Origin of the sequence: Hymenobacter rubidus, from assembly GCF_016734815.1 — a bacterium.
Taxonomy (GTDB): domain Bacteria; phylum Bacteroidota; class Bacteroidia; order Cytophagales; family Hymenobacteraceae; genus Hymenobacter; species Hymenobacter rubidus.
The window spans coordinates 14945-39542 of the sequence record NZ_JAERQF010000031.1 but is presented as its reverse complement, the minus strand read 5'-3'; the positions used below and the strand labels follow the sequence as shown (position 1 = coordinate 39542).

Below are 24598 nucleotides of genomic sequence, written 5' to 3'. Positions count from 1 at the left end.
GCAAGAAATGGTCCAATCGCGACATTCCCTAGCGGGCCTCTGCCTTGGTTGATGCGCTCGGCCGCGCACGACCGGAATTAAATTTCCATTAAAAAGGGCCCAGTGTGCTATACGGTGTCCAACAATCCGCTTTTGTTGGTTGTCTGACCTTGTTGGGTTGATATAATATTTTCTTGCATGTACGTCCGTAAAAATCTTCGCTTCTCCGTGGTGTGGCGCCTTACCCGCCGCAGCCTGCTCCTGTTCATTGTCTACAACACGCTGATATGCTTTTTGTATGGCCCGCTCAATGTGCACGTGCTCGACATTCCGTGGCAGCCGGTGGCCATGCTGGGCACGGCCGTGGCGTTCTACATCGGCTTTAAGAGCAACGGCTCCTACGACCGGTTCTGGGAGGGCCGCCAGCTGTGGGGCAGCATCGTGAACACCAGCCGCATCTGGGCCATCCGGGCCTTCGAATTTGTGCAGAGTACTTCTCCCGAAATCACTTCCGACTCGCACGACATCACCACCCTGCACCGCCGCCTGCTCTACCGCCAGATTGCTTGGTGCAACGCCCTGCGCCTGCACCTGCGTCGCCAAACCACCGCCCTCTGGGATACCGAAGTGGCGCCTTTCCTGCCCGCCGACGAAGCCGTTTCGGCCAAGTTTCTGAGCAACCCGCCCACCCACCTGCTGCGCCGCCAGAGCGTGGAAATGCGCGAGCTGTTTGAGCGCGGCCTGCTCACCGAGTTCCGCCAGGTAGCCCTCATGCAGACCATTCAGGACCTGCTGAATGCCCAGGGCGGCTGCGAACGCATCAAAAACACGCCTTTTCCGCGGCAGTTTGCCTTTTTTAGCTTCGTGTTCGTGTGGTTGTTTGCGGCGCTGCTGCCGCTGGGCCTGGTCGAGGAGTTCGACAGCCGCCAGGCGCTGGGCCAGTACCACGTGTGGCTGATGGTGCCGTTTTCGGTGCTGGTGTCGTGGGTGTTCAACGTGATTGAAGTGGTGGGACACACCAGCGAAAATCCCTTCGAAAACGACCTCTACGACGTGCCCATGACGGCCATTTGCCGCAGCATTGAAATCGACCTGCGCGAGCTGCTCGGCGAAACGGACCTGCCGCCCCGCATCGAGGCCGTTGATGATATTCTCTATTAATCGCTCCATTGGGCCGGGCGGTGGCTTTCGGGGCGGCGAATACCTGTCCGGGTACTGTATTTTTGGGGCAATGAAACGCTCACTTTTTGGCTTCGTCCCGACCGCCGGGCGCTACGTGGTGCTTGCTGCAGTCTTGCTCGCGGGCTTGCCCGCCTGCCAGCAGCAGCGCCTCAATCGCCTCGAAGCCGTGCAGCGCCAGCAGGCCCACGAGCTGGCCGCGCTACGCCAGCAGCTGGCCCAGAAGGAAGAAGAAGTGGCCGAGCTGGAACAGTGCGTCGACGACCTGGAAAGCGCGGTGTACGACGAAGATTCGACCGCGTATGAGGACGATGACCGGCCGCCGCCCATGCAGCTGTAAGAGCTGCTTAGAGGCAGTCGAGTAGGTATTAGAACGTCATGCAGAGCGCAGCGAAGCATCTCGCGTGGGGTAGTAAGCATAATCGGCTGTCATCTTGAGCGCAGCGAAGGACCTTGTCACGTTCGAACAGTTTGCCATAGCAAAGGGATACTACTTACGTTCAGTCAAGAGAAGGTCCTTCGCTGCGCTCAGGATGACAACCGGCGCGAGCGAGATGCTTCGCTACGCTCTGCATGACGGCCTACAATCGTTCGAATAGCCCCGCTTCCCAAACCGCTCCATTATCTATTCGGCTCATTTTCGCGTTTATTCGCCAGCCCATTCCCGCTTGCCAATGAACCACCACACGCGCCGCCTGCGCTACTTCTTTTCCGGACAGCATTTCTCCGATGGGGTACGCATGACGGTGTCCATTTTGCTGCCGGCGCTGCTGTTTGCGCAGTGGGGGCACTTTGCCGAGGGCCTCACCGTCTCGACCGGGGCCGTGTGCGTGAGTGCGACTGATACGCCCGGCCCGGCGGCGCACCGCCGCAACGGCATGCTGGCGGCCCTGGCCGTGGTGCTCCTCACGGCGCTGCTCACCAGCGTGGCGGCCGTGAGTCCCTGGCTGCTGGGCCTGGAAATCGGGGTGCTCAGCTTTCTGCTGACCATGTTTCTGGTGTGGGGGGCGCGGGCGGGGTTGGTGGGCTCGGCCGGGCTGCTGAACGTGGTGCTGCTGCTGGCCCACCCGCCCACGCTGGGCCAGGCGCTGCCCCACGCGGGGCTGCTGCTGCTGGGCGGGCTTTGGTACGCGGGCCTGGCCATGGTGGCCTACGAGGTGCGGCCCTACCGCCCGGCCCAGCAGGCGCTGGGCGAGTGCATTCACGCCCTGGCCCGGTTTCTGGACCTGAAAGCGCGTTTTTATAACCCCGAAACCGACCTCAACGACGACTACCGGCAGCTGGTGGCCCAGCAAGTAGTGGTGAATGAAAAGCAGGAAGCCGCCCGGGATTTTCTGTTTCGCACCCGCCAGATTGTGAACGAAACCACCAGCGTGGGCCGCCGCCTGGTGCTCACCTTCGTCGAAACCGTGGACTTGTACGAGCGCATCACCGTGGGTTACTACGACTACACGGCCGTGCGCGCCGCCTTCGCCGATAGCGGCGTGCTGCTCGATGTGTACGCCTACATCCGCCGCGTGGCCACCGAGCTCGACCACCTCGGCGTGGCCATCCAGGCCAACCAGCCCGCCGGTCCCGGCCCCAACCTGCTGCCCGACCTCACCCGCCTGCAAGCCCGCATCAACGCCCTGGAGCCGGCCGACACGCCCGGCGGCAGCACGCTGGTGCTGAAGAAAATTCTGGTTAATCTGCGCGACATCACGCGGCGGGTTGGTAATATCCGGCGGTATTTCGATGAGAGCCTGGCTGCCGCGCCCACGCCCAGCCGCGCCCATGAGCACAACCAGTTCGTAGCCCATCAGGAAATCGAGCTGCGGGCCCTGGGCCAGAACCTGACGCTGAATTCCAGCGTGTTCCGCCACTCCGTGCGCATGACGCTGGCCTGCCTCACCGCCTTTGCCGTGGCCGAACTGCTGTGGCACGGCCAGCACAACTACTGGATTGTGATGACGGTAACCATTATGCTCAAGCCCGGCTTCAGCCTCACGCGGCAGCGCAACACCGAGCGCATCATCGGCACGCTGGCGGGTGGGGCGCTGGGGGGCCTGCTGCTGTGGCTGCTGCCGTGGTCGGAGGTGCGGTTTGGGGTGCTGGTGGTGTTCATGGTGGTGGCCTACAGCTTCCAGCGCACCCAGTACCTGGTCACAGTAGTGTTTCTCACGGCCTACCTGCTTATCCTCTTCAGCTTCCTGGGGCTGAGTTATCTGGGTGTGGCCGAGGAACGCATCACGGACACGCTTATTGGCTGTGCCATTGCGTTTTCGGCGGGCTATTTTCTCTTTCCCAATTGGGAGTCCGACCAGCTCACCGATTTCATGGCCGCGGCCCTGCGCGCCAACCTGGCCTACCTGCGCCAGCTGGCCGACCGCCTGGCCGGCCGGCCCCTGCCGCCCAACCAGTACCGCCTCCTGCGCAAGGAGGTGTACGTGAGCGGGGCCAACCTTGCGGCCGCGTTCCAGCGCATGCTCACCGAGCCCAAGAGCAAGCAGCATCGCCCCATCGAAACCCACGAGTTTGTGGTGCTGAACCACATTCTTTCGTCCAACATCGCGGCCATCACCGGCACCCTGCGCGAGGCCGCGCCCGCCGTGCCGCCCTTCGTGCCCGAAAGCCGCCGGGCCCTCACCAGCGCCCTGGCCGCGCTGCACAAAAGCCTGGGCCGCATTGCGCCCGCCAGCACTGCCCCCACGGCCGAGCTGGGCCCCATCGAGCCCACCGTTCCCGTCACGACCGAGGATAAATCCCTGCTCGACCAACTCACGTTCCTGCAAAAAGTAAGCGGCGACATTGGCAAGGTGACCGAGGTGTTGGTAGGGTAGGGGACACTGAAGTAGCTATGCGCCACTGCCCGTATGAAAAGGCCGTCCTGCTGAGCGTAGTCGAAGCAGGACGGCCTTTTATATTCCGTTTTCGAAGCACTACTCAGCACGGCAGCTGCACCAGCACGCGGGTGCCTTGCGCCGGCACCTCGATGCGGACGCTGCCCCCGAGATAGGCAGCGCGGGTTTGCACGCCCCGCAGGCCAATGCCGGTAGCGGGCGTGTCCTCGCCTTTGGCAAAGCCGCGGCCGTCGTCCTCTACGCAGATTTCGAGGACAGTAAGCCGGCGTCGCAGCTGCACCTGCACGCGGTGGGCCTGGGCGTGGCGCACGGCATTGTTCACCAGCTCGGCCACAATGCGGTAAGCCGCCGACTGCACGGCGGGCGGCAATTGGTCAAGGTCGGTGTCCAGGTTGGGCACTACCTGAATGGTGCCGGGCAGGTTGAGCGTGGTGCAGAGGGTGGTGATGGAAGCGGCGAGGCGTCCGGCGCCGGGCTCGGTGGGCAGCAGGGCGTGGCTGAGTTGCCGCACCTGCTCGTAAAGCTGGCCCAGAATTTCTTCGGTGAGGTGGCCGATGGCGGCAGCAGCCGGGGCCGCGGCCAGGGCATCGCGCACGGCGCGGCTTTGCCAGGCCATGTGCAGGGCGGCCAGGTTGGGGCCCAGGGCATCGTGCAGCTCGCGGGCCAGGTGCTCACGTTCGGCGTCCTGCGCCGCAATCAGCCGGCTGCCCACCTCGTTGCGCTGCTGCAGCTCCTGAATGCGCAACAGCGCGTTCTGGCGCAGCGTGAAACGGAAGCGGCCGGTGAGTAGCGCGCTCAGCACCAGCAGCTCCAGAAACAGGCCCCAGGCCAGCGGGTTGGGGTAGATGGGGTTGAAGCTGCTAAGTCCCAAGTGGTTCAGCCAGAAAACAACGTAGCCGCCAAAAAAGAAAAAATACGTGAGGCTGTAGTACGCGCCCAACTGCTGCGAGCGGCGGCTGAGCAGCGTGGAAAGCAGCGTGACCCACCCGAAGCCGAACACCGCCAGCAGCAGCACTTCGCGGGTGATGTTGAGGGCGTGCAGCAGCGCCAGGTTGTGCCGCACGGCCCACGGAAACAGCCCCGCATACACCACCACAAACCCCACGGCCGCCCCCGCCAGCCAGTTGCCCGCCCGGTGCAGTCGGGGCCAGTTGGCGCGCAGCCGCAAAAACAGCTGCATGATGCGAATGCCCGCCGCTGCCGCCAGCAGCATAAAATTGAACTGCCCCACCAGCCACTCCAGTCGGTAGAACCAGGCGGGAAACAGCATAGCGTCGAGGCCGTCCTCCATCATGAGGAACAGGCTGACGCACAGCACGTACACAATATACCACAGGTGAATCCGGTCGCGCAGAAACACGTACAGCACCAGGTTGAACAAGGCGCTGCCCAGGTACAGGCCCAGCAGCCACACCCAGTAGCGCTCAAAGGGAAACCCCATTTCCCAGGCCAGAAAATGCTCGGCCGTTTCGATGTAGGTGGGCAGGTAGAGGGCGCCGCTGTGCTGGTCGATGCGCAGGAGCAGCACGGCTGTTTCGCCCGCTGCCAGGGTGAAAGGGAAGCTCAGCGAGCGGGCCGGAAAGGGCCGCTCAGCAGCCGGCACCCAGGAGCTGGCTGCGCCCAGGCGGGCAAAGGTCGAGTCGCCGGGCCGTCGGCAGTACAGCGCGGCGCTGTCGGTGAAGTTGAAAATGCTCCACAGGAAGCGCAGGCGTTCGGGGTCGGTGTTGCGCACCGTCAGGCGCATCCACACCCGTTCATGGAGCAGGCCCAGGTTCAGGGGCTTGTGCCAGGGACCGGGCCGGAACCTGCCGGCTCGCCAGGCCGCTTCGGCGCGTTCGGGGTCGGGCGGCAGGGTGATAGGCTCGGTGTAGTAGAGGTAGGCCTCCGAAATGTGCGGGCCTTTGGGGTCTTTTAGCAGCAGGGTATCACGCACTACGTGGAGTTTGTCAGCGGTTTGCGCAGCTGCATTAGCCCGCCAGCCCAGCAACAACAGCACAAGAAGGCGAAATCGCATAGGCCAATGGTGAATTCCCCGTGAGTTAGCAAATAACAATTATTTCACTTAAAAATTATTTTATTCCAAAGTCGATTGTTTTGCTTCCTCTGCTTGCGCCAGGAGGCACTATAGTTAAGATGTTTAATTACAGGGTATTTGAATTATTGATAATACTGCTTTTTGCTGGTTGCGGTTCACTGCAATGTTCTCTCGCACCCGCAATTTGAGACACAGTGTAGGTAAGCCGCTGAACTTCTGGCGTTAAAATTGTAGGGTGTGAATGGAACTTTTTTCACGTAATCCTTTCACACAATCACTCTACGTATGCGGCAGTCCTTACGCTTTCTAACCTACTTGCTCCTGACCGGGGTGTTGGCCCTAATGGGCATTCCCCAGGCGCAGGCCTCGCACATTCTGGGCGGGCAAATGACCTACCGCTACGTGAGCGGCGACACCTACGAGGTCACGGTTAGTTTCTACCGTGACTGTACCGGGGCGCCGCTGCCGACCGGCAACATCAGCATCACAGCTAGGCAGACTTGCAACGGCACGGCAGTAACGGGCTCGCTATCACTGGTAGCTGGCTCATTTGCCACGGGCACCGGCTATTGCCCGGCCATTCAGGTGCTGGCCACCTGCAGCACGGGCCAGACCACCTATCCCAACTACGAAAAGGTAGATTTCCGCGGCACCATTGTGCTGCCGCCTGCCGCCACCTGGATTATCTCCTACGACGACTGCTGCCGCCCCAGCACGGGCAATATTCCCACGCAGGACAACTTCCGCTTCGAGGCCACGCTCAACAACCTGGTGACGGTGAACGGCGTGCCCACCCGCGTGAACAACTCCTCGCCGGAGTTCTCTTCGCGGGATATTCCCGTGCCTTTCGTGCCCGTGAATCAGCAGAGCGCTATCAGCTTCACCGGGGTGGCGGAAGCCGATGGCGACTCGCTGGTGTATTCTCTTGACCAGCCGCTGGCGTCCTGCGGGGTCTACAATCCCTATTCCCCCCGCATTACATCGTCCTGTAACCCTGTATTGCCCAGCCCTCCCAATACTGCCTGCATCCTGAACTGTCCCCAACTTACTCCCAACTACACCGCAACCTTGCCCATGCCGGTATCTTACGACACCGTAGGGGTCTGCGGCACCGTTGCGGGCACTGTATACCTGCGGGATTTGAGGCCGCGCTTCCAATTGAACGCAACTAATGGCCAGATTACCTTCACCCCAAACCTGTACCGGCCTGGCAGTGCGGCCCTCGGCCTGAATAAGTACGTGGTAATAGGCAAGATTACGGAATACCGCCGCCTGCCCGGCAGCAACCGCCGCTACCGCGTGGGCTCGGTACGCCGCGATTTCTTAGTGATTGTAATTGATGGGGGCGGCAATACCGTGCCGGGCACGCCCGTCATCACCGCCACCGACCCTCTGTCCGGTGCTACCACCGTGAACGGGGCCGACACGACGCGCATTACCGTATTTACCTGCAGCTATACCCAGGCCCGGGTGGCCTTTACCGACCCGGACAACATCACCACGGCCACGCACCCCGCCGTAACTCCGCTCCAGAACTTAACGGTGACGTACACCGGCGCGGGCACCATCAACGGTACGCAACTGCTCAATGGAGACATCGGTACCTATCAGTTGACTGGTGACGGAACTCCCAATCCACGAGCCATTTTCTACTTGCAGCCGGGCTCATCCTATGCAGGGCAGGTGATTCGCATTCCGCTGCGCATCGAAGACAATGCCTGCCCGGTAAAAGGCATTCAGACCCGCATTATCGAAATCCGAATTGTGCGCGGCAACCGAATTGGCGTGCAGGCCACGGCTTCGGGTCCCTTGTTCACGCAGGCCACCATTTGCGCCGGCGATGGCCTGACCCTCTCCGGTGCGGTGCTGCGGCCCGACTCCGTGCGCCGCTTAGCCACCAACTCCACCCAGCAGCAGGTGTATGCTTACCAGTGGAGTGTGGCAGCCGGAGGAAGCGGCTTGCCCTCCGTGACGAATACGCCCAGCATCACCGTGAATCCGACTCCAACCACGCGTTACTTCCTTGCCGTTTCGCCCACGCTGGGCTTTGCCCAAGGCACTTGCGGCGATACCACCTCCGTGCTGGTGCGGGTGGTGCCCCGCCCGGCGGCGCCCACTATTTCCCGCGTGGGGTCTTCGCTGGTGAGCAGCGCCACCACGGGTAACCAATGGTACCGCAACAATGCCATCATTGTCGGCGCTACGAGCCAAATCCTGGTGCCGACCAGCGCCGGCAACTACGCCGTGACGACGAGCATCGGCACGGGCCCGGCCACGTGCTCCTCGCCCATGTCCGCGGCGGCCGTCGTGACGGCTTCGCGCACGGCCCTGGCGGGCACGAGCGTAGTTGTGGCGCCCAACCCCACGCCCGACGGCCGGGTGAGTGTGCAGCTGACCGGCTATCGGCAGGCCACTACTTTGGGTCTGTTCGACCTGCTGGGCCGCCAGGTACTCGCCGCCACTATTGCCGCCCCCGATGCGCAGGGCACCAGCTACCCGCTCAACCTGAGTTCGCTCCCGGCCGGTGTGTATGTGCTGCGCGTGCGCACCGCCGGTGGCGTCGACGTTTGCCGCATTGTGCGCCAGTAGCCCACAGCGCGCTTACCAAGATTCGATTACTAACCAGCTTTTCCTATCATGGGGAAGGCTGGTTAGTAACGCGTTGCTGAAATTGAGAAAGCCATGAGCTTACCAAAAATTTTCTACTGCCATGCGACAAACTCTACGCTTTCTAACCTACGTGCTTCTGAGTGGTGTATTGGCCCTGGCCGGCATTTCGCGGGCGCAGGCTACCCATCTCTTGGGCGGGCAGATAACCTACCGCTACGTGAGCGGCGATACCTACGAAGTCACCGTCAGCCTATACCGTGACTGTACCGGGATTTCTCTGCCTGCTAGTGCTATTTTTATAACGGCCCAGCAGGGTTGCAACGGTATTCCGGTAGGGGGTATGCTAACGGCCGTGCCCGGCTCGGCTACCATTGGGACGGCTTACTGCCCGGCCATTCAGGCGCTGGCTACCTGCACCAATAGCCAGACGGCTTATCCCAACTACGAGAAGATGGACTACCGGGGCACCATCGTGCTGCCACCGGCGGCCACTTGGATTATCTCCTACGACGACTGCTGCCGCCCCAGCACGGGCAACATCCCGACCCAAGATGCCTACCACTTCGAGGCCACGCTCAACAACCTGGTGACGGTGAACGGCGTGCCGACCCGCATGAATAATTCTTCCCCCACATTTGCTGCCCGCGACGTGCTGGTGCCTTTCGTAACCGTCAATCAGCAAAGCACGATTAGACTCACGGCAGCGGCCGAAGCAGATGGGGACTCGCTGGTGTATTCGCTGGACGCGCCGCTGTCGTCTTGCGGTGTCTACAATCCGTACTCACCGCGCCCAACCGCTGTCAGTTGTGCGGTCAGTCCCTTGCCTGCTGCCCCTGGTACAAGTTGTTTTACCGGTTGCACCTTATTCTCAGGGCCGAATTATTCGGCTGAGCTTCCGTTGCCTGTCGCGGTAGATACAGTGGGCTTCTGCGGCACAGTGGCTGGCACGGTATACGTACGCAATGTGCGCCCACGCTTTCAGCTCGATAATACCAATGGCCGGATAACCTTCACGCCGAGCTTGTACAGGGCCGGCAACCCGGCGCTGGGCCTGAACAAGTACGTGGTGGTGGGCAAGGTGACGGAATACCGCCGCTTGCCCGGTAGCAACCGCCGCTACCGGGTGGGCTCGGTACGCCGCGATTTTATGGTTATCGTTTTCGACGGACCTGGAAACACAACGCCCAACCAGCCAGTAGTCGTTTTGCCCTTCCCCCCTGGGTGCACCGCCATTAATTCTCCGGATACCATCCGCATATCCGTGCCTGCCTGTAGCTATAACCGGATTCGCCTGAGCTTCACCGATGCGGATAACATTACGACCCCCACGCACCCGGCGGTCAGCCCATTGCAGAACCTGTTGCTGACCTACACCGGTCCAGGTACCATTCAAGCCAACCAATTGCAAAACGGCGACATCGGGACCTACCAATTGCTGGGCAATGGCACTTCGAATCCCGAAATGCGTTTCTACCTCCAGCCTGGTTCCACTTACGTCGGCCGAACCATCTACATTCCGCTGCACATCGAAGACGATGGCTGCCCCCTCAAAGGCGTACGGGACCATGTTATCGTTATAAACATCCGGTATGGCCCCTTCGCAGTTATTCAGGTTGGCTCGCTGGCAACGTCGGCGTCTCAGACCACGATATGCGCGGGCGAAAGCCTGACACTGACCGGACAAGTACTCCGGCCCGACTCGGTGCGCCAGCAGGCCAGCGGCACGACCGTAGCGCAGGTCTATGCTTACCAGTGGCGCACGCTCGCGGGCGGCAACCTGCCGTTGCTCATCGGCAATTCCACCATCACCGTGAGCCCCACGCAAACTACCCGCTACTACCTGACGGCAACGCCCACGCTGGGCTTCGCCCAAGGCACCTGCAACGACACAAGCTCCGTGCTGGTGCGGGTGGTGCCGCGCCCGGCGGCGCCCACCGTGGCCCGCGTGGGCACCTCGCTGGTGAGCAGCGCGGCCACGGGCAACCAGTGGTATCGCAACAGTACCATCATCACCGGCGCCACAAGCCAAACCCTCGTGCCCACCAGTGCCGGCAACTACGCCGTGACGACGAGCATCGGGCCCGGCCCAACGCAGTGCACTTCTGCGATGTCATCTCCCACGCTGGTAGCCACGGCAGCCCGTGCGGCCTTAGCCGGCACCAGCGTGTTTGTATCGCCCAACCCCACGCCCGACGGCCGGGTGAATGTGCAACTGACCGGCTACCGGCAGGCTACCACGCTTGCTTTGTTCGACGTGTTGGGCAGGCCGGTATTCACCACGACCATTGCTGCGCCCGATGCCCAGGGCACCACCTACCCCCTCAACCTGAGCCAACTGCCGACCGGGGTGTACGTGCTGCGCGTGCGCACCGCGGGCGGGGTTGATGTGTGCCGTATCGTGCGCGAATAGTTCACAGCATACTTATAAAAATTCGAGCTGCCAACCAGCTTTTTCCATTATGGGGAAGGCTGATTGGTGATTCGTCGCAGTCCCAAACTGTCTATACGCTCACCAACCTTTTCTACAGCCATGCAACGAAACTTACGCTTTTTAACCTGCTTGCTCCTGACCGGGGTATTGGCCCTGGCGGGCATCCCGCAGGCGCAGGCCTCCCACATCATGGGCGGGCAACTGACCTACCGCTACTTGAGCGGCGATACGTATGAAGTCACCGTCAGCTTCTATCGTGACTGCAGCGGTGCTGCTTTGCCCACCAGCGGTATCACCATTACCGCTCAGCAGTCGTGTACCAGCACCGCAGTGAGTGCCACCCTTACCCCCGTCGCTAGCACAGGGCAGACCCCGTCAGCCTACTGTCCGGCCATTCAGGCGGCTATCTGCACTCCTGGCCAGACCACCTATTCCGGTTTTGAGAGACAGGACTACCGCGGCACCATCGTGCTGCCGCCAGCGGCCAACTGGATTATATCCTACGACGATTGCTGCCGCCCCAGCACAGCTAACATCCCGACGCAGGATAACTTCCGTTTTGAAGCTACGCTCAATAATTTGGTGACCGTGAACGGAGTGCCTACTCGAATGAACAATTCCTCCCCCTTGTTTTCCGCGCGTGACTTGCCAGTACCTGTCATGCCCGTAAATCAGAAAGGCACTATTAGTTTCGCGAGTGCTTTAGAGGCTGACGGCGATTCCCTCGTCTATTCACTAGAACAGCCGTTATCGGCTTGTGGGGTAAACAACCCTTATTCCCCCCGCTCCGCTACCTGCGCTGGAAGCTCGCCCTTGCCTGCTCCTCCCGGCACGCTTTGCTTCTTGAATTGCACGCCACAATCGCCTAATTACACGGCAGAGCTTCCAATGCCGGTTTCGAGTGATACCGTTGGGACGTGTGGTACGGTAGCTGGCACCGTTTACTTGCGAACGGTGCGGCCACGCTTTCAGCTTGACCCAGCTACTGGCTTGGTGACACTTACGCCAAACCTATACCGCCCCGGTAATGTGGCCCTCGGCTTGAATAAATACGTGGTAGTAGGTAAAATCACGGAATACCGCCGCCTGCCGGGCAGCAACCGCCGCTACCGCGTGGGCTCGGTGCGCCGCGATTTCCTCGTTATTGTTGTTGATGGTGCCGGCAATACCGTGCCCGGTCCCCCCGTAATTACCGTCACTGACCCATCGTCTGGGGCAACGCCGGTCAATAGCGTTGATACCACTCGCATAACCATTTATGCTTGTAGCTATACACAGGCTCGGGTGACCTTCACCGACCCGGATAACATCACCACGGCCACGCACCAGGCCGTAAGCCCCCTCCAAAACCTGACGGTGTCGTACACGGGCAACGGCACGATTAACTTCAACCAGCTGCAGAACGGCGACATTGGTACGTATCAGCTATCGGGCGATGGTACCCCTAGTCCGGAAGCGCGTTTTTATTTCCAGCCGGACGCATCTTATGCGGGGCAGACTATTCGCATTCCCTTCCGCATCGAAGACAACGGCTGCCCCATAAAAGGTGTGCAGAACCGCATTATTGAAATACGCATTCTGCGAGGCAACCGACTCGGGGTGCAGGCCACTGTGACGGGCCCCTTGTTTACACAAGCCACCATCTGCACCGGCGATGGCCTGACGTTGACCGGTACGGTGCTCCGGCCCGACTCCGTGCGGCGCTTGGCCACCAACTCCACGCAGCTGCAAGTATATACTTACCAGTGGAGCGCGGCGGCCGGCGTGGCGCTGCCTCCCGTCACGAACACCCGCAGCATCACGGTGTTTCCCACCCAGACGACCCGCTACCGGTTGACCGTGTCGCCTACTGTAGGCTTTGCTCAAGGAATTTGTACCGACACTACTTCGGTGTTGGTGCGGGTGGTGCCGCGCCCGGCCGCGCCCACCGTGTCCCGCGTGGGGTCTTCGCTGGTGAGCAGCGCCACCACGGGTAACCAATGGTACCGCAACAATGCCATCATTGTCGGCGCTACGAGCCAAACCCTGGTGCCGACCAGCGCCGGCAACTACGCCGTGACGACGAGCATCGGCACGGGCCCGGCCACGTGCTCCTCGCCCATGTCCGCGGCGGCCGTCGTGACGGCTTCGCGCACGGCCCTGGCGGGCACGAGCGTAGTTGTGGCGCCCAACCCCACGCCCGACGGCCGGGTGAACGTGCAGCTGACCGGCTACCGGCAGGCTACCACGCTTGCCTTGTTTGACGTGTTGGGCAGTCAGGTGCTCGCCGCCACCCTTGCCGCGCCCGATGCGCAGGGCACCACCTACCCCCTCAACCTGAGCCAGCTGCCAGCCGGCGTGTACGTGCTGCGCGTGCGCACGGCGGGTGGCGTTGAGATGTGCCGCATTGTGCGCCAGTAGCCCTGCTTGGGTATAATATTGCCCCTTACCAATCCCTTTCTATTCTTTCTTTCAACAAAAAAGGCTGCTCCGTTATGGGGCAGCCTTTTTTCATAGAAGCTGTTTGGGAAGGGTCTCGCTTGCCGGTGCGACGGCGTAGGCGTCCGACCGGTCGTCGGTCACCGGCCGTTGGCGCCACGTTCGGGCGGCAACCGGTCGGACGCCTACGCCGTCGCACCGAGCGGAACCGACCATCTCAAACAACATCACAGTAAACGGCTTGACGATGGACAGCGCTACTTCGCCGCCGTGCCGTCGGGCTTGAGGGTGCGGCCCAGCCACTCAAAAAATACCCGCTGCCAGAGTACGGCGTTTTGCGGCTTCATAATCCAGTGGCCTTCGTTGGGGAAATAGAGAAAGCGGCTGGGGATGCCGCGTAACTGGGCCGTGCCAAAGGCCTCCATGCCCTGGCCCTCGGGCACCCGGAAATCCTTGCCGCCGTGGATGACCAAGATGGGCGTGTCCCAGTTTTTGGCAAACATCTGGGGGTTAAATTCCTGGTACGATTTGTTGAGGGTAGCATCCCAAGGCGTGCCGCCCATGTCGTGCTTGGCGAAGAACATTTCTTCGGTGCTGGGGTACCAGCTGGTGAGGTTGTAGAGGCCGCAATGGGCAATGAAGGTTTTGAAGCGGCCCTCGTGCTTGCCGGCCAGCAAATACACCGAGTAGCCGCCGTAGCTGGCGCCCACGCAGCCGCGCCGGGCTTTGTCGACGTAGGGCTCTTCTGAAATTTTATCGATGGCCGAGAGGTAATCCCTGATGGGCTGGCCGCCCCAGTCGCCCGAAATCTGGTCGTTCCACTGGCGGCCGAAGCCGGGCAGGCCGCGCCGGTTGGGTGCCACCACGATGTAGCCGTTGGCCGCCATCAGCTGAAAATTCCAGCGGTAGCTCTGGCTCTGGGTGATGGCGCTTTGCGGGCCGCCCTGGCAGTAGAGCAGGGTGGGGTACTTTTTGGCGGGGTCAAAATCGGGTGGGTAAATCACGTACACCTGCATCTGCTTGCCGTCGGTGGTGGTCACGCGGCGGTCTTCCACCTTGCCCATTTTGAGGCCCGCCAATTCCTGCTGGTTGATGGCAGTGAGGGGCGTTTCCTTGCCGGTTTTCAAGTCCAGCCGCACGATATCGGCAAAGCTGCTGAGCGTGGTGCGGTTGGCCACGGCCTGGTTGTTGCCCGCCAGCTCAAACGAGTTGTAATTCTGCGGCCCGGTCGTAATCTGCCGGATTTTGCCGCCTTTGCTCGGCAACGCAAACAGCTGCTCCGTGCCCGCCACCACGGCCATGAAATAGATGGTTTTGCCATCGGCGCTCCAGCGCACATTCGCCGCGCTCAGCTCCGAGCCCGTGGTGATGTCCTCGCGCTTTTTGCTGGCGAAATCGTACACCACGATGCCGTTGCGGTCGCTCTCGAAGCCGGGCGTGGCCATGCTCAGCCAGGCCACCTGCTTGCCATCGGGGCTGAAGGCGGGCTCGGTGTCGTAGCCGGGCAGGCCCTCGCTCAGGTCCACCGTTTGCTGGTTGTGAATGTCGTAGAGGTAGATGTCGGAGTTGGTGCTTTCGGCCTCGGCCCGGCCCGTCAGCTTGCGGCTGGTGTAGGCAATGCGGTAGCCATCGGGCGAAAAGGCCAGCTGCTCGGAGCCGCCATCGGGCATCAGGGGCGAGTCGAATTTCTCGCCGGCCATCACGTCTTTTCCGTAGCCTTCGGGCCGGCCATCGGCTGCAAGCGGCTGGAAGAAAACGTGGCTGGCGAGATGGTCGTCCCACACGTTCCAGTGGCGGTAGTTCAGGTCGTCGATGATTTTGGCGTCGGCCTTGGGCAGGTCCGGAAACATATCCAGCGTGCTCGGGCTCGATTTCACGTCCTGCGTGTACAGAATGAAATTGGCCTTCGGGGCGTATTTCAAATTGCTCAGGCCCTGGTCGGGGAAGTCGCTCAGCTTGGTTTTGCCCGAGCCGTCGGCATTCAGCACATACAGCTGGTCGGTGCCGCCTTCGCCCGAAACGAAGGTGAGCTTGCCATCGGGCCGCCAGTTCAGGGTGTTTTCCGAGCCGGGCGTGTCAGTGAGCCTTTTCGGCGTTCCGCCGGCCACGGGCACGAGGTAAATGTCGGCGTTGCCCTTGTTGTCGGCCAGGCTGTACTTGGTCACGGTATAGGCCACGGTTTTGCCATCGGGCGACACCTGCATTTCGCCCAGGCGGCCCAATTGCCAGAGCTTTTCTGGGGTGAGAACATTGGTGGGCGGGTTTTGAGCGGCGGCGGCCAGCGGCAACAGCGCCAGCGCCGCAGAGAAGAGCTTTTTCATGCCCGAAAATTACAGCCCCGAGCGGCATGAAAGGGCGAGGTAACTTTTAACCGTGTTTCGTTTCATATAGCATATATTTATTATGAGACTGTTTAGAAATTCACCAGAAGTTATCAGAACGTCCTGCTGAGCTAGTCGAACTTACCTTGCCTCCTTCGCTATGAAAATTCTGATGAGCCTCGCCGTGCTGGTACTGTTGGGCGTTTTTGCAATTTCTGTGCAGGCCCAACAGCCCGCGCCCACCGGCAAGCGCAACCTGCCGCCCATTCCTGGCCTGGGCCCCGACCCGGTGCTGCCCGCCAACCCCACGCCCGCCCAACAAGCCGAATACAAAGCTCTGATGGCCGAGCGCACCCGCCAGCGCTGGAACTACATCCTCACCGATTCGGTGGCCCGCGCCCGCGTGCTGAACGAGAAACCCAACGCCCTGCTGGTCGAAACCGCGGCGGGCCGCAAGCCCGGCACCGCCCTCGACGCCGACATGGGCGAGGGCCGCAACGCCATCTACCTGGCCCAGCAAGGCTGGCAGGTCACGGGTGTCGACATCGCCGAAAAAGCCCTGGCCTACGCCCAAAAACGCGCCCAAGCCACCGGCGTAAAGTTAAAAACCGAAATAGCCGACATGGCCAAATACGACTGGGGCAACAACAAATGGGACCTCATTGTGCTGAGCTACGCCGGTGGCCGCGACTACGCCGACCGCGTGATGCGGGCCCTGAAGCCCGGCGGCATCGTGGTGCTCGAAGCCTTCCACATGGACGCCACCAACCGCCTGCAAGTGGTGGGCGGCGACTACCGCGTGTTTTTCAACACCAACGAATTGCCAAAATTATACACCGCCGCCGGCCTGAAAATCCTGCGCTACGAAGAGCCCATCGGCACCGCCGATTTCACCAAGGAGCAGTTGCGCCTGGTGAAGATGGTAGCGCAAAAACCATAAATCCACAGGCCTGCAATGCCATTCTGACCGTCATGCAGAGGCGGAGCCGAAGCATCTCGCGTAGGGTATTAATCCCATCGCCTGTCATCCTGAGCGCAGCGAAGGACCTTATCACCGTTGCGCCGTTAGAATTACGTCAAGCTGTTCGAACGTAATAAGGTCCTTCGCTGCGCTTAGGATGACAAGCGGCGCACGCAAGATGCTTCGCTCCGCTCTGCACGACGGAACAGCTACGCTTCAGCACAAACAAAAAGCCCCGCCAACATCAGTTGGTGGGGCTTTTTGTGGGGGAACGACAGCCACCTGCGAGCGCATAAGCGCAATCAAGATTTACTTACTGTCCTTCTTACGGCCCGAGCCGCCGGCTTGTTTTCCGCCGCCATCATTTTTATTCACCGTGGCCCAGGCGCGGGCTTCGGCTTCCTTCTCCGAAACGCCGCGTTTCTCGTAGCCTTCTTCAATGTGCTCGGCCTGGCGCTTCTGTTTGTCGGTGTACTTCGATTTATCTCCCTGAGGCATGGCAGTAGTGAAATAAAAAGTGGAAAGGATACGGCCCGCGTTGCCGGGCCACGGCGTTATTTTACGCGCCGGGCAGGGGAGGAGTTAGGCCGAGCTTACTATCTTCGTCCTGGTTCTGGCCATTTAATCCTGTTATGCGCCACGTCGCCGACATCCCTCATCCCGCCGTCAAAATCACGCTCCTGGCCTGGAACGGCAAGTTCCTGCTGAAGCTGGAGCAGGGCAACCTGGAGCAAACCTACAAAGTGGCCGAGCTGGACCTGCTCACCGGCACCGATGCCGAAGTCCGCGAGCTGCTGGATGACGAATTTCTGGCCGCCGCCATTGCCCGCTTCCAAGCCATGCGCGACGATTTGCAGGCCGCCTTCGACCGTCACGAGCTGCGCTGAGCCGCTGCCTAAACACCTTTACGTTCATGCAAAAAATCTACTTGTTTCTGCTGGCCCTGGTTGGGCTGTTCGTTGCCACGCCCGCCGCCGCTCAGCTCTACGACGTGCGTCCCGGCGAGGTGAATTACAATAAAAAGCCCCGCGCGGCCCTCAAAGTGCAGGTGGAAGGCAAAGCCACCGACGTGCGCGACTACCTCCAGGAATGGATGAAAAGCAGCTACAACGTGCGCTTCAAAAACGGCGGCGTGCTGGGCGTGGGCAAAAACGACGTGCTGATGGCCCGCCAAACGCCCGCCAGCACCGTGTCGGGCAAGCTCGTCGACCTCTACGCCACCATCGTCGCCCCCTCCGATTCGGTGGCGGAAGTGGCCATTTTTGGAGGCTTTGACGACAACACGTTCTTCGACCCCACGGCCACCAAAGCCGAGTACGACGCCCTGCGGGCCATGACGCAAAACTACGCCGGCGCCGCCCGCCTCAAAGCCTACCGCGACATGATTGCCGAAGCCGAGAAGAAGCTCAAAGCCACCGAAAAGGAAAAGGAGCGGCTGGAAAAAGAGCAGGCCTACCTGAAAACCAACACCGAATCCAACCTGGCGCGCATCGAAGAGCTGAAGCGGAAAAACGCCGACAACCTACTCCAGTCCCGCACCGATTCGGCTTCTCAGCTGAAAAACGCCAAGCTGCTGGACGAAAGCCGCCTGCGCCTCCAGCGCCGCCGCGACCGCCTTTCCGCCCTCGACCGCAAAAACTAGCGCTGCTCCCGGCCGTATTCCGTTGATGGATAATTCCGCTTCGCCCCTCGATACCCTCCGCCAGCTCAAGGAAATGCTGGACGCCGGGGCCCTCACGCCGGCCGAATTTGAGGCGCTCAAGCAGCGCCTGGTGTTTACGTCGGCGCCGGCCGCGCCTCCCACCAGCCCATTGCCGCCCGTTGCTGCTCCCGCTCAGCCCGCTACGGTGCCATTCCCGCCTTCCTCACCGGAGCAGCACTCACCCATGTTTGAAGACGCCGTGCCGGAAGCGCTGGCCCCGCCGCCCATGACCCTGCGCCCCGCCCCGCCAGTCGCTGACTCGGCCGGGTCGCCCTTCGTCGAAGCCGCCGAGCCGGAAGCGTTGCCCGAGCCCTCGGCCCAAAGCTGGGTCACCGATGAGTTTCCGGCCACCGATGCGCCGCCCGCCCGCAACCCCTTGTCGCTCATTCTTTCCATCGGCGGCCTGTTAGCCTTGTTGGGCCTTGTGCTCTACCTCTCGCTCAACCGGCGGCCGTCGGAGCACATTTCCAGCACCAGCCAAACCGCTGCCGACTCGGTGGCCACCACCATCGACACGGGCCCGCCGGCCGAAATGCTGCCCCCGCCAGCGGCCGCGCCCGAAACCATTCGCCTGGCCCCCGCGCATCCGGCCGCTCCGTTGCCGGCCCGCCCCGCGCCGCCGGCTACCGACTCGGCCAAAGCCCCGGTGCCAGCAGCATCACCGGATTCGGCTGCTGGCCAATAGCGGCTTGTTCGCAACCGTCCAGGTTATTCAGGTTCATTACAACACCTTGGCCATAAGGTCGTATGCTAAACCCCAGCCTTCGCCGGCTGGGGTTTTCTGTTTCTCCTCATTCCTTCTATTCTTTTTGTTTTCATGGCCTTTCCTCGTTTCTCCTCAACAGATTACGCCGCCTTGGTAGCTGCCACTGGCTTGGTGCTGGGTGGTTGCTCGTCTCCCACTACCCCCGCCGAAAAAGCCGTTGGCACCGCCCCCGTCGATTCCGCAGCCACCCACACCGCTACTGCTCCAGCCAATTCTCCCTTGCAGGTAGTGGCCGAATTCAATGACCCGCAGATGGTGGGTGTGGCCGTGGCACCCGGTGGCCAGGTATTTGCCTGTTTTCCGCGCTGGGACTGGAACCCGTCGTTTCCCATTGCCAAAGTTGGCCCTAACAGCACGCTTACGCCCTACCCCAACGCCAGCTGGTGCACCTGGAACGACTCCGTCAAATCCGAGCCGCTCAAGCACTGGATTTGCCCGCAGAGCGTCTTTGCCGATAAAGCCGGCATGGTCTGGGTGCTCGACCCCGCTGCCCCTGGCTTGAAATTCACCGTGCCCGGCGGCCCCAAACTGGTCAAAACCGACCCCAAAACCGGCCAGGTCCTGCTTACCATTCCCTTCCCCGAAAGCGTAGCGCCGCGCAAGTCTTACCTCAACGATGTGCGCATCGACCTCCAGAATAACTACGCCTACATCACCGAATCGGGCCTAGGCGCCCTCGTTGTGGTTGATTTGAAAACCCTGAAAGCCCGCCGCTTGCTCGACAAGCACCCCTCTACCAAGGCCGTGAAAGGGCTGGTCATCAAAGCCGCCGGCCATCCCATGATAGACATTCAGGGCAAGCCCGCCCAGTTCAACGCCGACGGCATTGCCCTAAGCACCGACAATGCCTACCTGTACTACTGTCCGCTCACCGGGCATACCCTCTACCGCATCAAAACCGCGGCCCTGCGCGACCCCGCGCTGAGCGAGGCCACTTTGGGCCAGCAAGTCGAAACCGTGGGTGAAATCCCCGCTACCGATGGACTCGAAATTGACGCGGCCAACAACGTCTACCTCACGTCCTTCGAGCAAAGCGCCCTGCTGCGGCGCACTCCCGCCGGCAAAATCGAAACCCTGGTGCAGGACGACCGCCTGCAGTGGCCCGACACCTACAGCCTCACGCCCGATGGCACCCTATACGTCACCAATTCGTCCATTCACAAGACGCCCAATTGGAACAAAGGCGTGGGCCAGCCCCGCCCACCGTTCCGCATTTTCAAAATGGCTCTGCCCAAATAAGCAATAGCAGAACGCTGTAGGGGCGGGGCCTGCGCCCGCCCTTCGTGCGCTCAACACCACAACGGTGGAATAAACCCCCCCTCTACAGCGCATTGAAAAAGCCGCCCTGAATAGTTCAAGGCGGCTTTTTTGCTGAACGGCGGCGGCTTATGTCACTCAAAAGCCACCTTCTGAATTTTAACGCCGGGCGTAAAAATATCCAGGTTTTCGCTCGGATGTGCCAACACATCCATGCAGTGGCGATGGCGGCGGTTCATGGTGTCGTGCACCGTATACACGCCGTCCAATTCGGCCGACAAGCCGCGCACGCGAACCTTGTCACCGTATTCAAACTCACCGCCCCACTGCTTTAGCAAATCCCTGGACAGCGCCATCCACCGCTTTTTGGTGCCGTAGCTGGACTTGATGCGGGAGTTGTCGGCCGTCACAAACGGCTCATCATCGGTTTGGCTCGGCACGGCCTCGTACACAGTTGCCGTCACGGTGTATTGCGGACTGTGAGGTACCAATAATTTCCGTTTGGATAAGCGCGGACTGGCCGTGCGCCCCACGGCGGCTGGTGAAAGAAACCTTGTCAGTCCCAAGGCTTCGGCGGTGGGTCCCGCGTGAAAAAGTGGTGTAGCCAGGGCCGCAGCGGCAATTAGCACATCAATGAATAGCCGTGTTGAATGCATCAATAGCAGTTTAGTTCTACTGCCATTTTAGCCTGGCAGCGTAGGCAAAATCCACCATTTTATAAAGAGTGGAAATGTTTAACGATGAGCGAGATAGATAAGTTTGCTAAAAATAAATTATCCAATCCCAATGTGGGTAGAATTGCTAAAAAACGGGTACATATAGCCGAAAGTTTATATAAAAAGCCGCTGCAGTTCGTTCGGCACCGGGGCAATTCCGATGCTTATGCTGGGTATCTCGTCCCCCGGAAGAAGCGCGGCCTGGAGTAAAACATGCTGCTTTCCTCCCGAATTTCGATAAATTGGCCTCTTAACCTGAAACAGTCAGGGCAATGATGGGGAATCAATTAATTGATTTTTAGATTTATTTGTGTAACCGAATTCAGGTTTTAGCCTGTGTTTGAAGTACATTACATTTGCACGGTCTTACCCAAGCTGAATTCCCATGGACACGTATTCGTATATCGCCAACGCTGACGCGGCGGCCATTGAAACCCTTTATCAGGCCTACCAGCAAAATCCGGAATCGGTAGATTTTGGCTGGCGGAAATTCTTTGAAGGGTTTGACTTCTCCCAACAATTTCCTGAGGGGGCACCCGTAGTGCCCGGTGCCAACGGCAACGCAGCAACCAACGGCACCACCAAAGCCGCGCCGTCGCCCGGCCCCGTGCCGCAGCCCAACGATTACGGCGTGCTCAACACGGCCGCGTCGACGAATAACGCGCCGGGGCTGGCTGGCGGCGAACCCGCTTCCGATAAGGAAACGGCCGTGCGCAACCTCATCCACGCCTACCGCAGCCGCGGCCACCTCCGCGCCAAAACCAACCCGGTGCGCGAGCGCAAAGACCGCCAGGCCCGCCTCGACCTCGCCGACTTCGGCCTGGGCGAAGCGGACCTGGATGCCACCTTCAAGAACGGCGAAGTGCTGGGCCTCGGCGGCCAGGCCAAGCTGCGCGACATCGTGGCCGCGCTAGAGAAAATCTACACCGGCGCCATCGGCTTCGAGTACATGTACATCCGCGACCCGCAGGTGCTCGACTGGTTCCGCGCCAAAGTGGAGAAGGATTCATTGGCCTTCAACCCCGGCGTGGAGTACAAGAAGCGCATTTTGAAGAAGCTGAACGAAGCTGTTGTCTTCGAGAACTTCCTGCACACCAAGTTTCTGGGGCAAAAGCGCTTCTCGCTCGAAGGCGGCGAAACGACCATTCCGGCCCTGGATGCCATCATCGGCAAAGGCGCGGAGCTGGGCGTGAAAGAGGTGATGATTGGCATGGCCCACCGCGGCCGCTTGAACGTGCTGGCCAACATCATGGGCAAGACCTACGAGCAGATTTTCAGCGAGTTCGAAGGCACGGCCGTGCCCGACCTCACGATGGGCGACGGCGACGTGAAGTACCACATGGGCTACTCGTCGGAAGTAGAAGCCAGCGGCGGCCAGAAAGTCAACCTGAAACTGGCCCCCAACCCCTCCCACCTGGAGGCGGTGAACCCAGTGGTAGAAGGCTTCGTGCGCGCCAAAATCGAACACCAGTACGGCGGCGACTACCACCAGATTCTGCCCATCCTCATCCACGGCGATGCGGCGCTGGCCGGCCAGGGTATCGGCTACGAAGTGACGCAGATGTCGCAGCTGGAAGGCTACAAGACGGGCGGTACCATTCACTTCGTGATTAACAACCAGGTCGGTTTTACCACCGATTTTGAGGACGCCCGCTCATCAATTTACTCGACGGACCTCGCCAAAATCATTGATGCGCCGGTGGTGCACGTGAACGGCGACGACCCTGAGGCCGTGGTGTTTGCCGTGCAACTGGCCACCGAGTACCGCCAGCAGTTTCATGCCGATATCTTTATTGATATGGTGTGCTACCGCCGCCACGGCCACAACGAGTCGGACGAGCCTAAATTCACCCAGCCTACGCTCTACAACATCATCTCGAAGCACCAGAACCCGCGCGAGGTGTACAACGCCATGCTGGTGCAGCGTGGCGACGTGGATGCCGAGCTGGCTAACCAGATGGACCGCGAATTCCGCGACACCCTGCAGGCCCGCCTCGACATGGTGAAGCAGAAGCCGCTTCCTTATAAGTATCAGGCCCTCGAAAACGAGTGGCGCAGCCTGCGCCGCAGCACGGTGGAAGATTTCGAGCAGTCGCCCGAAACCGGTATTTTGGAAGAAACGGTGCAGAAAGTGGCCAAAGCCCTGACCACTATTCCCGAAGGCTTCAAGCCGATTAAGCAGATTGATAACCTGCTGAAGGAGCGCCGCAAGATGTTCTACGAAACCCGCATGCTGAACTGGGCCGCCGGCGAATTGCTGGCTTATGGCTCACTGCTGAGCGAGAAGCACATTGTGCGCGTGAGCGGCCAGGACGTGCAGCGCGGCACGTTCTCGCACCGCCACGCGGTGCTGCACGATGCCGAAACGTCGGCGCCGTACAACTCGCTCAACTTCATGGAGGGCGAGAATGAGAAGCTGAGCATCTACAACTCGCTGCTGAGCGAGTATGCGGTGCTGGGCTTTGAATTTGGCTACGGCATGGCCAACCCCACGGCCCTGGTGATTTGGGAGGCGCAGTTCGGCGACTTCGCCAACGGTGCCCAGACCATGATTGACCAGTTTGTGGTGAGCTCCGAAAGCAAGTGGCAGCGCATGAACGGCCTCGTGATGCAGCTGCCCCACGGCTACGAAGGGCAGGGCCCGGAGCACTCCAACGCCCGCCCCGAGCGGTTCCTGCAGCTCGCGGCCGAGAACAACATCGTGGTGGCCAACATTACCACGCCGGCTAACTTCTTCCACGCCCTGCGCCGGCAGCTGACGTGGAGCTTCCGCAAGCCGCTGGTGGTGATGTCGCCGAAATCGATGTTGCGCCACCCGCTGTGCGTATCGCCGGTAGAGGAGTTCACCGGCGGTGGTTTCCGCGAGGTACTCGGCGACACGTTTGCTGAGGCCAAGAAGGTGAAGCGTGTGTTGCTGTGCTCGGGCAAGGTGTATTACGACCTGCTGGAGGAGCAGCGTGCTTCTGACCGCAAGGATGTGGCCATCGTGCGCCTGGAGCAGCTACACCCATTCCCCAAAAAGCAGCTCGATGCCGAGCTGGCCAAGTACGGCAAAGCCAAGCTGTATTGGGTGCAGGAAGAGCCCGAGAACATGGGTTACTGGAACTTCATGCTGCGCTACATGCGCCGCGAGCTGGAGGACGTGGTGGCCCGTAAGGCATCGGCCTCACCGGCTACGGGCTACAACAAAATCCACGTGAAGGAGCAGAAGGACCTCGTGGCCCGCGCTTTCGACAAACCCAAAGAGGCCGTGGCCGATGCCAACATCCAAGCCACTGTCGAAGTAGCCAAAAAGGAGGAGTAATTCCGGTGCTTTAGGCTTAGCGTTTCCGCGTTGTGCGGTGTGTCTGCAAATTCAATCTTAGCAAAATTCCCATTTTCCG

Annotated in this window: 16 protein-coding genes; 12 read left to right on the top strand and 4 right to left on the bottom strand. The window is 60.8% G+C overall.

Annotated elements, in window-relative coordinates; all coding sequences use genetic code 11:
- Positions 1 to 177: 177 nt before the first annotated feature.
- The 3 genes from JKL48_RS18030 (at position 178) to JKL48_RS18020 (ending at position 3977) form a co-directional block, all read left to right on the top strand.
- Positions 178 to 1140 (top strand): bestrophin family protein, encoded by a 963-nt coding sequence (locus tag JKL48_RS18030; RefSeq protein ID WP_201985670.1) that lies wholly within the window; start codon positions 178 to 180, stop codon positions 1138 to 1140.
- 70 nt (positions 1141 to 1210) lie between these two features.
- Positions 1211 to 1498 carry a hypothetical protein gene (locus tag JKL48_RS18025; protein ID WP_201985668.1) on the top strand — a complete coding sequence of 96 codons (288 nt, stop codon included), beginning with the start codon at positions 1211 to 1213 and terminating at the stop codon, positions 1496 to 1498.
- Between the two features lie 334 nt (positions 1499 to 1832).
- Positions 1833 to 3977: an FUSC family membrane protein gene (locus JKL48_RS18020; RefSeq protein ID WP_201985666.1), complete on the top strand. Its 2145-nt coding sequence runs from the start codon at positions 1833 to 1835 to the stop codon at positions 3975 to 3977.
- A gap of 103 nt (positions 3978 to 4080) precedes the next feature.
- On the opposite strand, the gene JKL48_RS18015 is transcribed toward JKL48_RS18020, so the two are convergent.
- Entirely contained in the window at positions 4081 to 5931 is a 1851-nt protein-coding gene (locus tag JKL48_RS18015) for a sensor histidine kinase (RefSeq protein ID WP_201985664.1), read from the bottom strand.
- Positions 5932 to 6318: 387 nt separating this feature from the next.
- Between JKL48_RS18015 and JKL48_RS18010 the strand changes: the two genes are divergently transcribed.
- From JKL48_RS18010 to JKL48_RS23625, 3 genes are all read left to right on the top strand, one after another.
- Positions 6319 to 8622, top strand: a complete 2304-nt coding sequence (locus tag JKL48_RS18010) for a T9SS type A sorting domain-containing protein (protein ID WP_201985657.1) — start codon at positions 6319 to 6321, stop codon at positions 8620 to 8622.
- A gap of 121 nt (positions 8623 to 8743) precedes the next feature.
- Positions 8744 to 11053 (top strand): T9SS type A sorting domain-containing protein, encoded by a 2310-nt coding sequence (locus JKL48_RS18005; protein ID WP_201985656.1) that lies wholly within the window; start codon positions 8744 to 8746, stop codon positions 11051 to 11053.
- Positions 11054 to 12067: 1014 nt separating this feature from the next.
- Positions 12068 to 13474 carry a T9SS type A sorting domain-containing protein gene (locus JKL48_RS23625; protein WP_201985655.1) on the top strand — a complete coding sequence of 469 codons (1407 nt, stop codon included), beginning with the start codon at positions 12068 to 12070 and terminating at the stop codon, positions 13472 to 13474.
- A 275-nt stretch (positions 13475 to 13749) separates the two neighbouring features.
- On the opposite strand, the gene JKL48_RS17995 is transcribed toward JKL48_RS23625, so the two are convergent.
- On the bottom strand, positions 13750 to 15813 hold the full coding sequence (locus tag JKL48_RS17995; RefSeq protein ID WP_201985654.1) for a S9 family peptidase: 2064 nt from the start codon (positions 15811 to 15813) through the stop codon (positions 13750 to 13752).
- A 160-nt stretch (positions 15814 to 15973) separates the two neighbouring features.
- On the opposite strand from JKL48_RS17995, the gene JKL48_RS17990 reads away from it, so the two are divergent.
- A complete protein-coding gene (locus JKL48_RS17990) occupies positions 15974 to 16753 on the top strand; it encodes a class I SAM-dependent methyltransferase (protein WP_201985653.1) in 780 nt (259 codons plus the stop codon).
- A gap of 330 nt (positions 16754 to 17083) precedes the next feature.
- Here the strand turns inward: JKL48_RS17990 and JKL48_RS17985 are convergent, their stop codons facing one another.
- Positions 17084 to 17272, bottom strand: a complete 189-nt coding sequence (locus JKL48_RS17985; RefSeq protein WP_201985652.1) for a hypothetical protein — start codon at positions 17270 to 17272, stop codon at positions 17084 to 17086.
- Positions 17273 to 17406: 134 nt separating this feature from the next.
- Between JKL48_RS17985 and JKL48_RS17980 the strand changes: the two genes are divergently transcribed.
- From JKL48_RS17980 to JKL48_RS17965, 4 genes are all read left to right on the top strand, one after another.
- Positions 17407 to 17661, top strand: coding sequence for a hypothetical protein (locus JKL48_RS17980; RefSeq protein ID WP_201985650.1), 255 nt, complete (start codon positions 17407 to 17409; stop codon positions 17659 to 17661).
- A gap of 26 nt (positions 17662 to 17687) precedes the next feature.
- Positions 17688 to 18416 carry a hypothetical protein gene (locus JKL48_RS17975; RefSeq protein ID WP_201985648.1) on the top strand — a complete coding sequence of 243 codons (729 nt, stop codon included), beginning with the start codon at positions 17688 to 17690 and terminating at the stop codon, positions 18414 to 18416.
- Between the two features lie 25 nt (positions 18417 to 18441).
- Positions 18442 to 19161, top strand: coding sequence for an SHOCT domain-containing protein (locus JKL48_RS17970; protein ID WP_201985646.1), 720 nt, complete (start codon positions 18442 to 18444; stop codon positions 19159 to 19161).
- Positions 19162 to 19293: 132 nt separating this feature from the next.
- Entirely contained in the window at positions 19294 to 20481 is a 1188-nt protein-coding gene (locus tag JKL48_RS17965; RefSeq protein WP_201985644.1) for an SMP-30/gluconolactonase/LRE family protein, read from the top strand.
- A gap of 152 nt (positions 20482 to 20633) precedes the next feature.
- On the opposite strand, the gene JKL48_RS17960 is transcribed toward JKL48_RS17965, so the two are convergent.
- The gene (locus JKL48_RS17960) at positions 20634 to 21128 is read right to left on the bottom strand and encodes an RlpA-like double-psi beta-barrel domain-containing protein (protein ID WP_201985642.1); all 495 of its coding nucleotides are present in this window, start codon (positions 21126 to 21128) and stop codon (positions 20634 to 20636) included.
- A gap of 472 nt (positions 21129 to 21600) precedes the next feature.
- Here JKL48_RS17960 and JKL48_RS17955 point away from each other — a divergent pair, with 472 nt between their 5' ends.
- Positions 21601 to 24519: a 2-oxoglutarate dehydrogenase E1 component gene (locus tag JKL48_RS17955; protein WP_201985639.1), complete on the top strand. Its 2919-nt coding sequence runs from the start codon at positions 21601 to 21603 to the stop codon at positions 24517 to 24519.
- Positions 24520 to 24598 lie beyond the last annotated feature (79 nt).

Excerpts from the sequence above, each read along its gene's own strand:
- JKL48_RS18030 (WP_201985670.1), top strand. The coding sequence starts at position 178 with ATGTACGTCCGTAAAAATCTTCGCTTCTCCGTGGTGTGGCGCCTTACC.
- JKL48_RS18020 (WP_201985666.1), top strand. The coding sequence starts at position 1,833 with ATGAACCACCACACGCGCCGCCTGCGCTACTTCTTTTCCGGACAGCAT.
- JKL48_RS18005 (WP_201985656.1), top strand. The coding sequence starts at position 8,744 with ATGCGACAAACTCTACGCTTTCTAACCTACGTGCTTCTGAGTGGTGTA.
- JKL48_RS17955 (WP_201985639.1), top strand. The coding sequence starts at position 21,601 with ATGGACACGTATTCGTATATCGCCAACGCTGACGCGGCGGCCATTGAA.
- JKL48_RS17985 (WP_201985652.1), bottom strand. The coding sequence starts at position 17,272 with ATGCCTCAGGGAGATAAATCGAAGTACACCGACAAACAGAAGCGCCAG.
- JKL48_RS18010 (WP_201985657.1), top strand. The coding sequence starts at position 6,319 with ATGCGGCAGTCCTTACGCTTTCTAACCTACTTGCTCCTGACCGGGGTG.
- JKL48_RS17965 (WP_201985644.1), top strand. The coding sequence starts at position 19,294 with ATGGCCTTTCCTCGTTTCTCCTCAACAGATTACGCCGCCTTGGTAGCT.
- JKL48_RS17980 (WP_201985650.1), top strand. The coding sequence starts at position 17,407 with ATGCGCCACGTCGCCGACATCCCTCATCCCGCCGTCAAAATCACGCTC.
- JKL48_RS18025 (WP_201985668.1), top strand. The coding sequence starts at position 1,211 with ATGAAACGCTCACTTTTTGGCTTCGTCCCGACCGCCGGGCGCTACGTG.
- JKL48_RS17975 (WP_201985648.1), top strand. The coding sequence starts at position 17,688 with ATGCAAAAAATCTACTTGTTTCTGCTGGCCCTGGTTGGGCTGTTCGTT.
- JKL48_RS17995 (WP_201985654.1), bottom strand. The coding sequence starts at position 15,813 with ATGAAAAAGCTCTTCTCTGCGGCGCTGGCGCTGTTGCCGCTGGCCGCC.
- JKL48_RS17990 (WP_201985653.1), top strand. The coding sequence starts at position 15,974 with ATGAAAATTCTGATGAGCCTCGCCGTGCTGGTACTGTTGGGCGTTTTT.
- JKL48_RS17970 (WP_201985646.1), top strand. The coding sequence starts at position 18,442 with ATGGATAATTCCGCTTCGCCCCTCGATACCCTCCGCCAGCTCAAGGAA.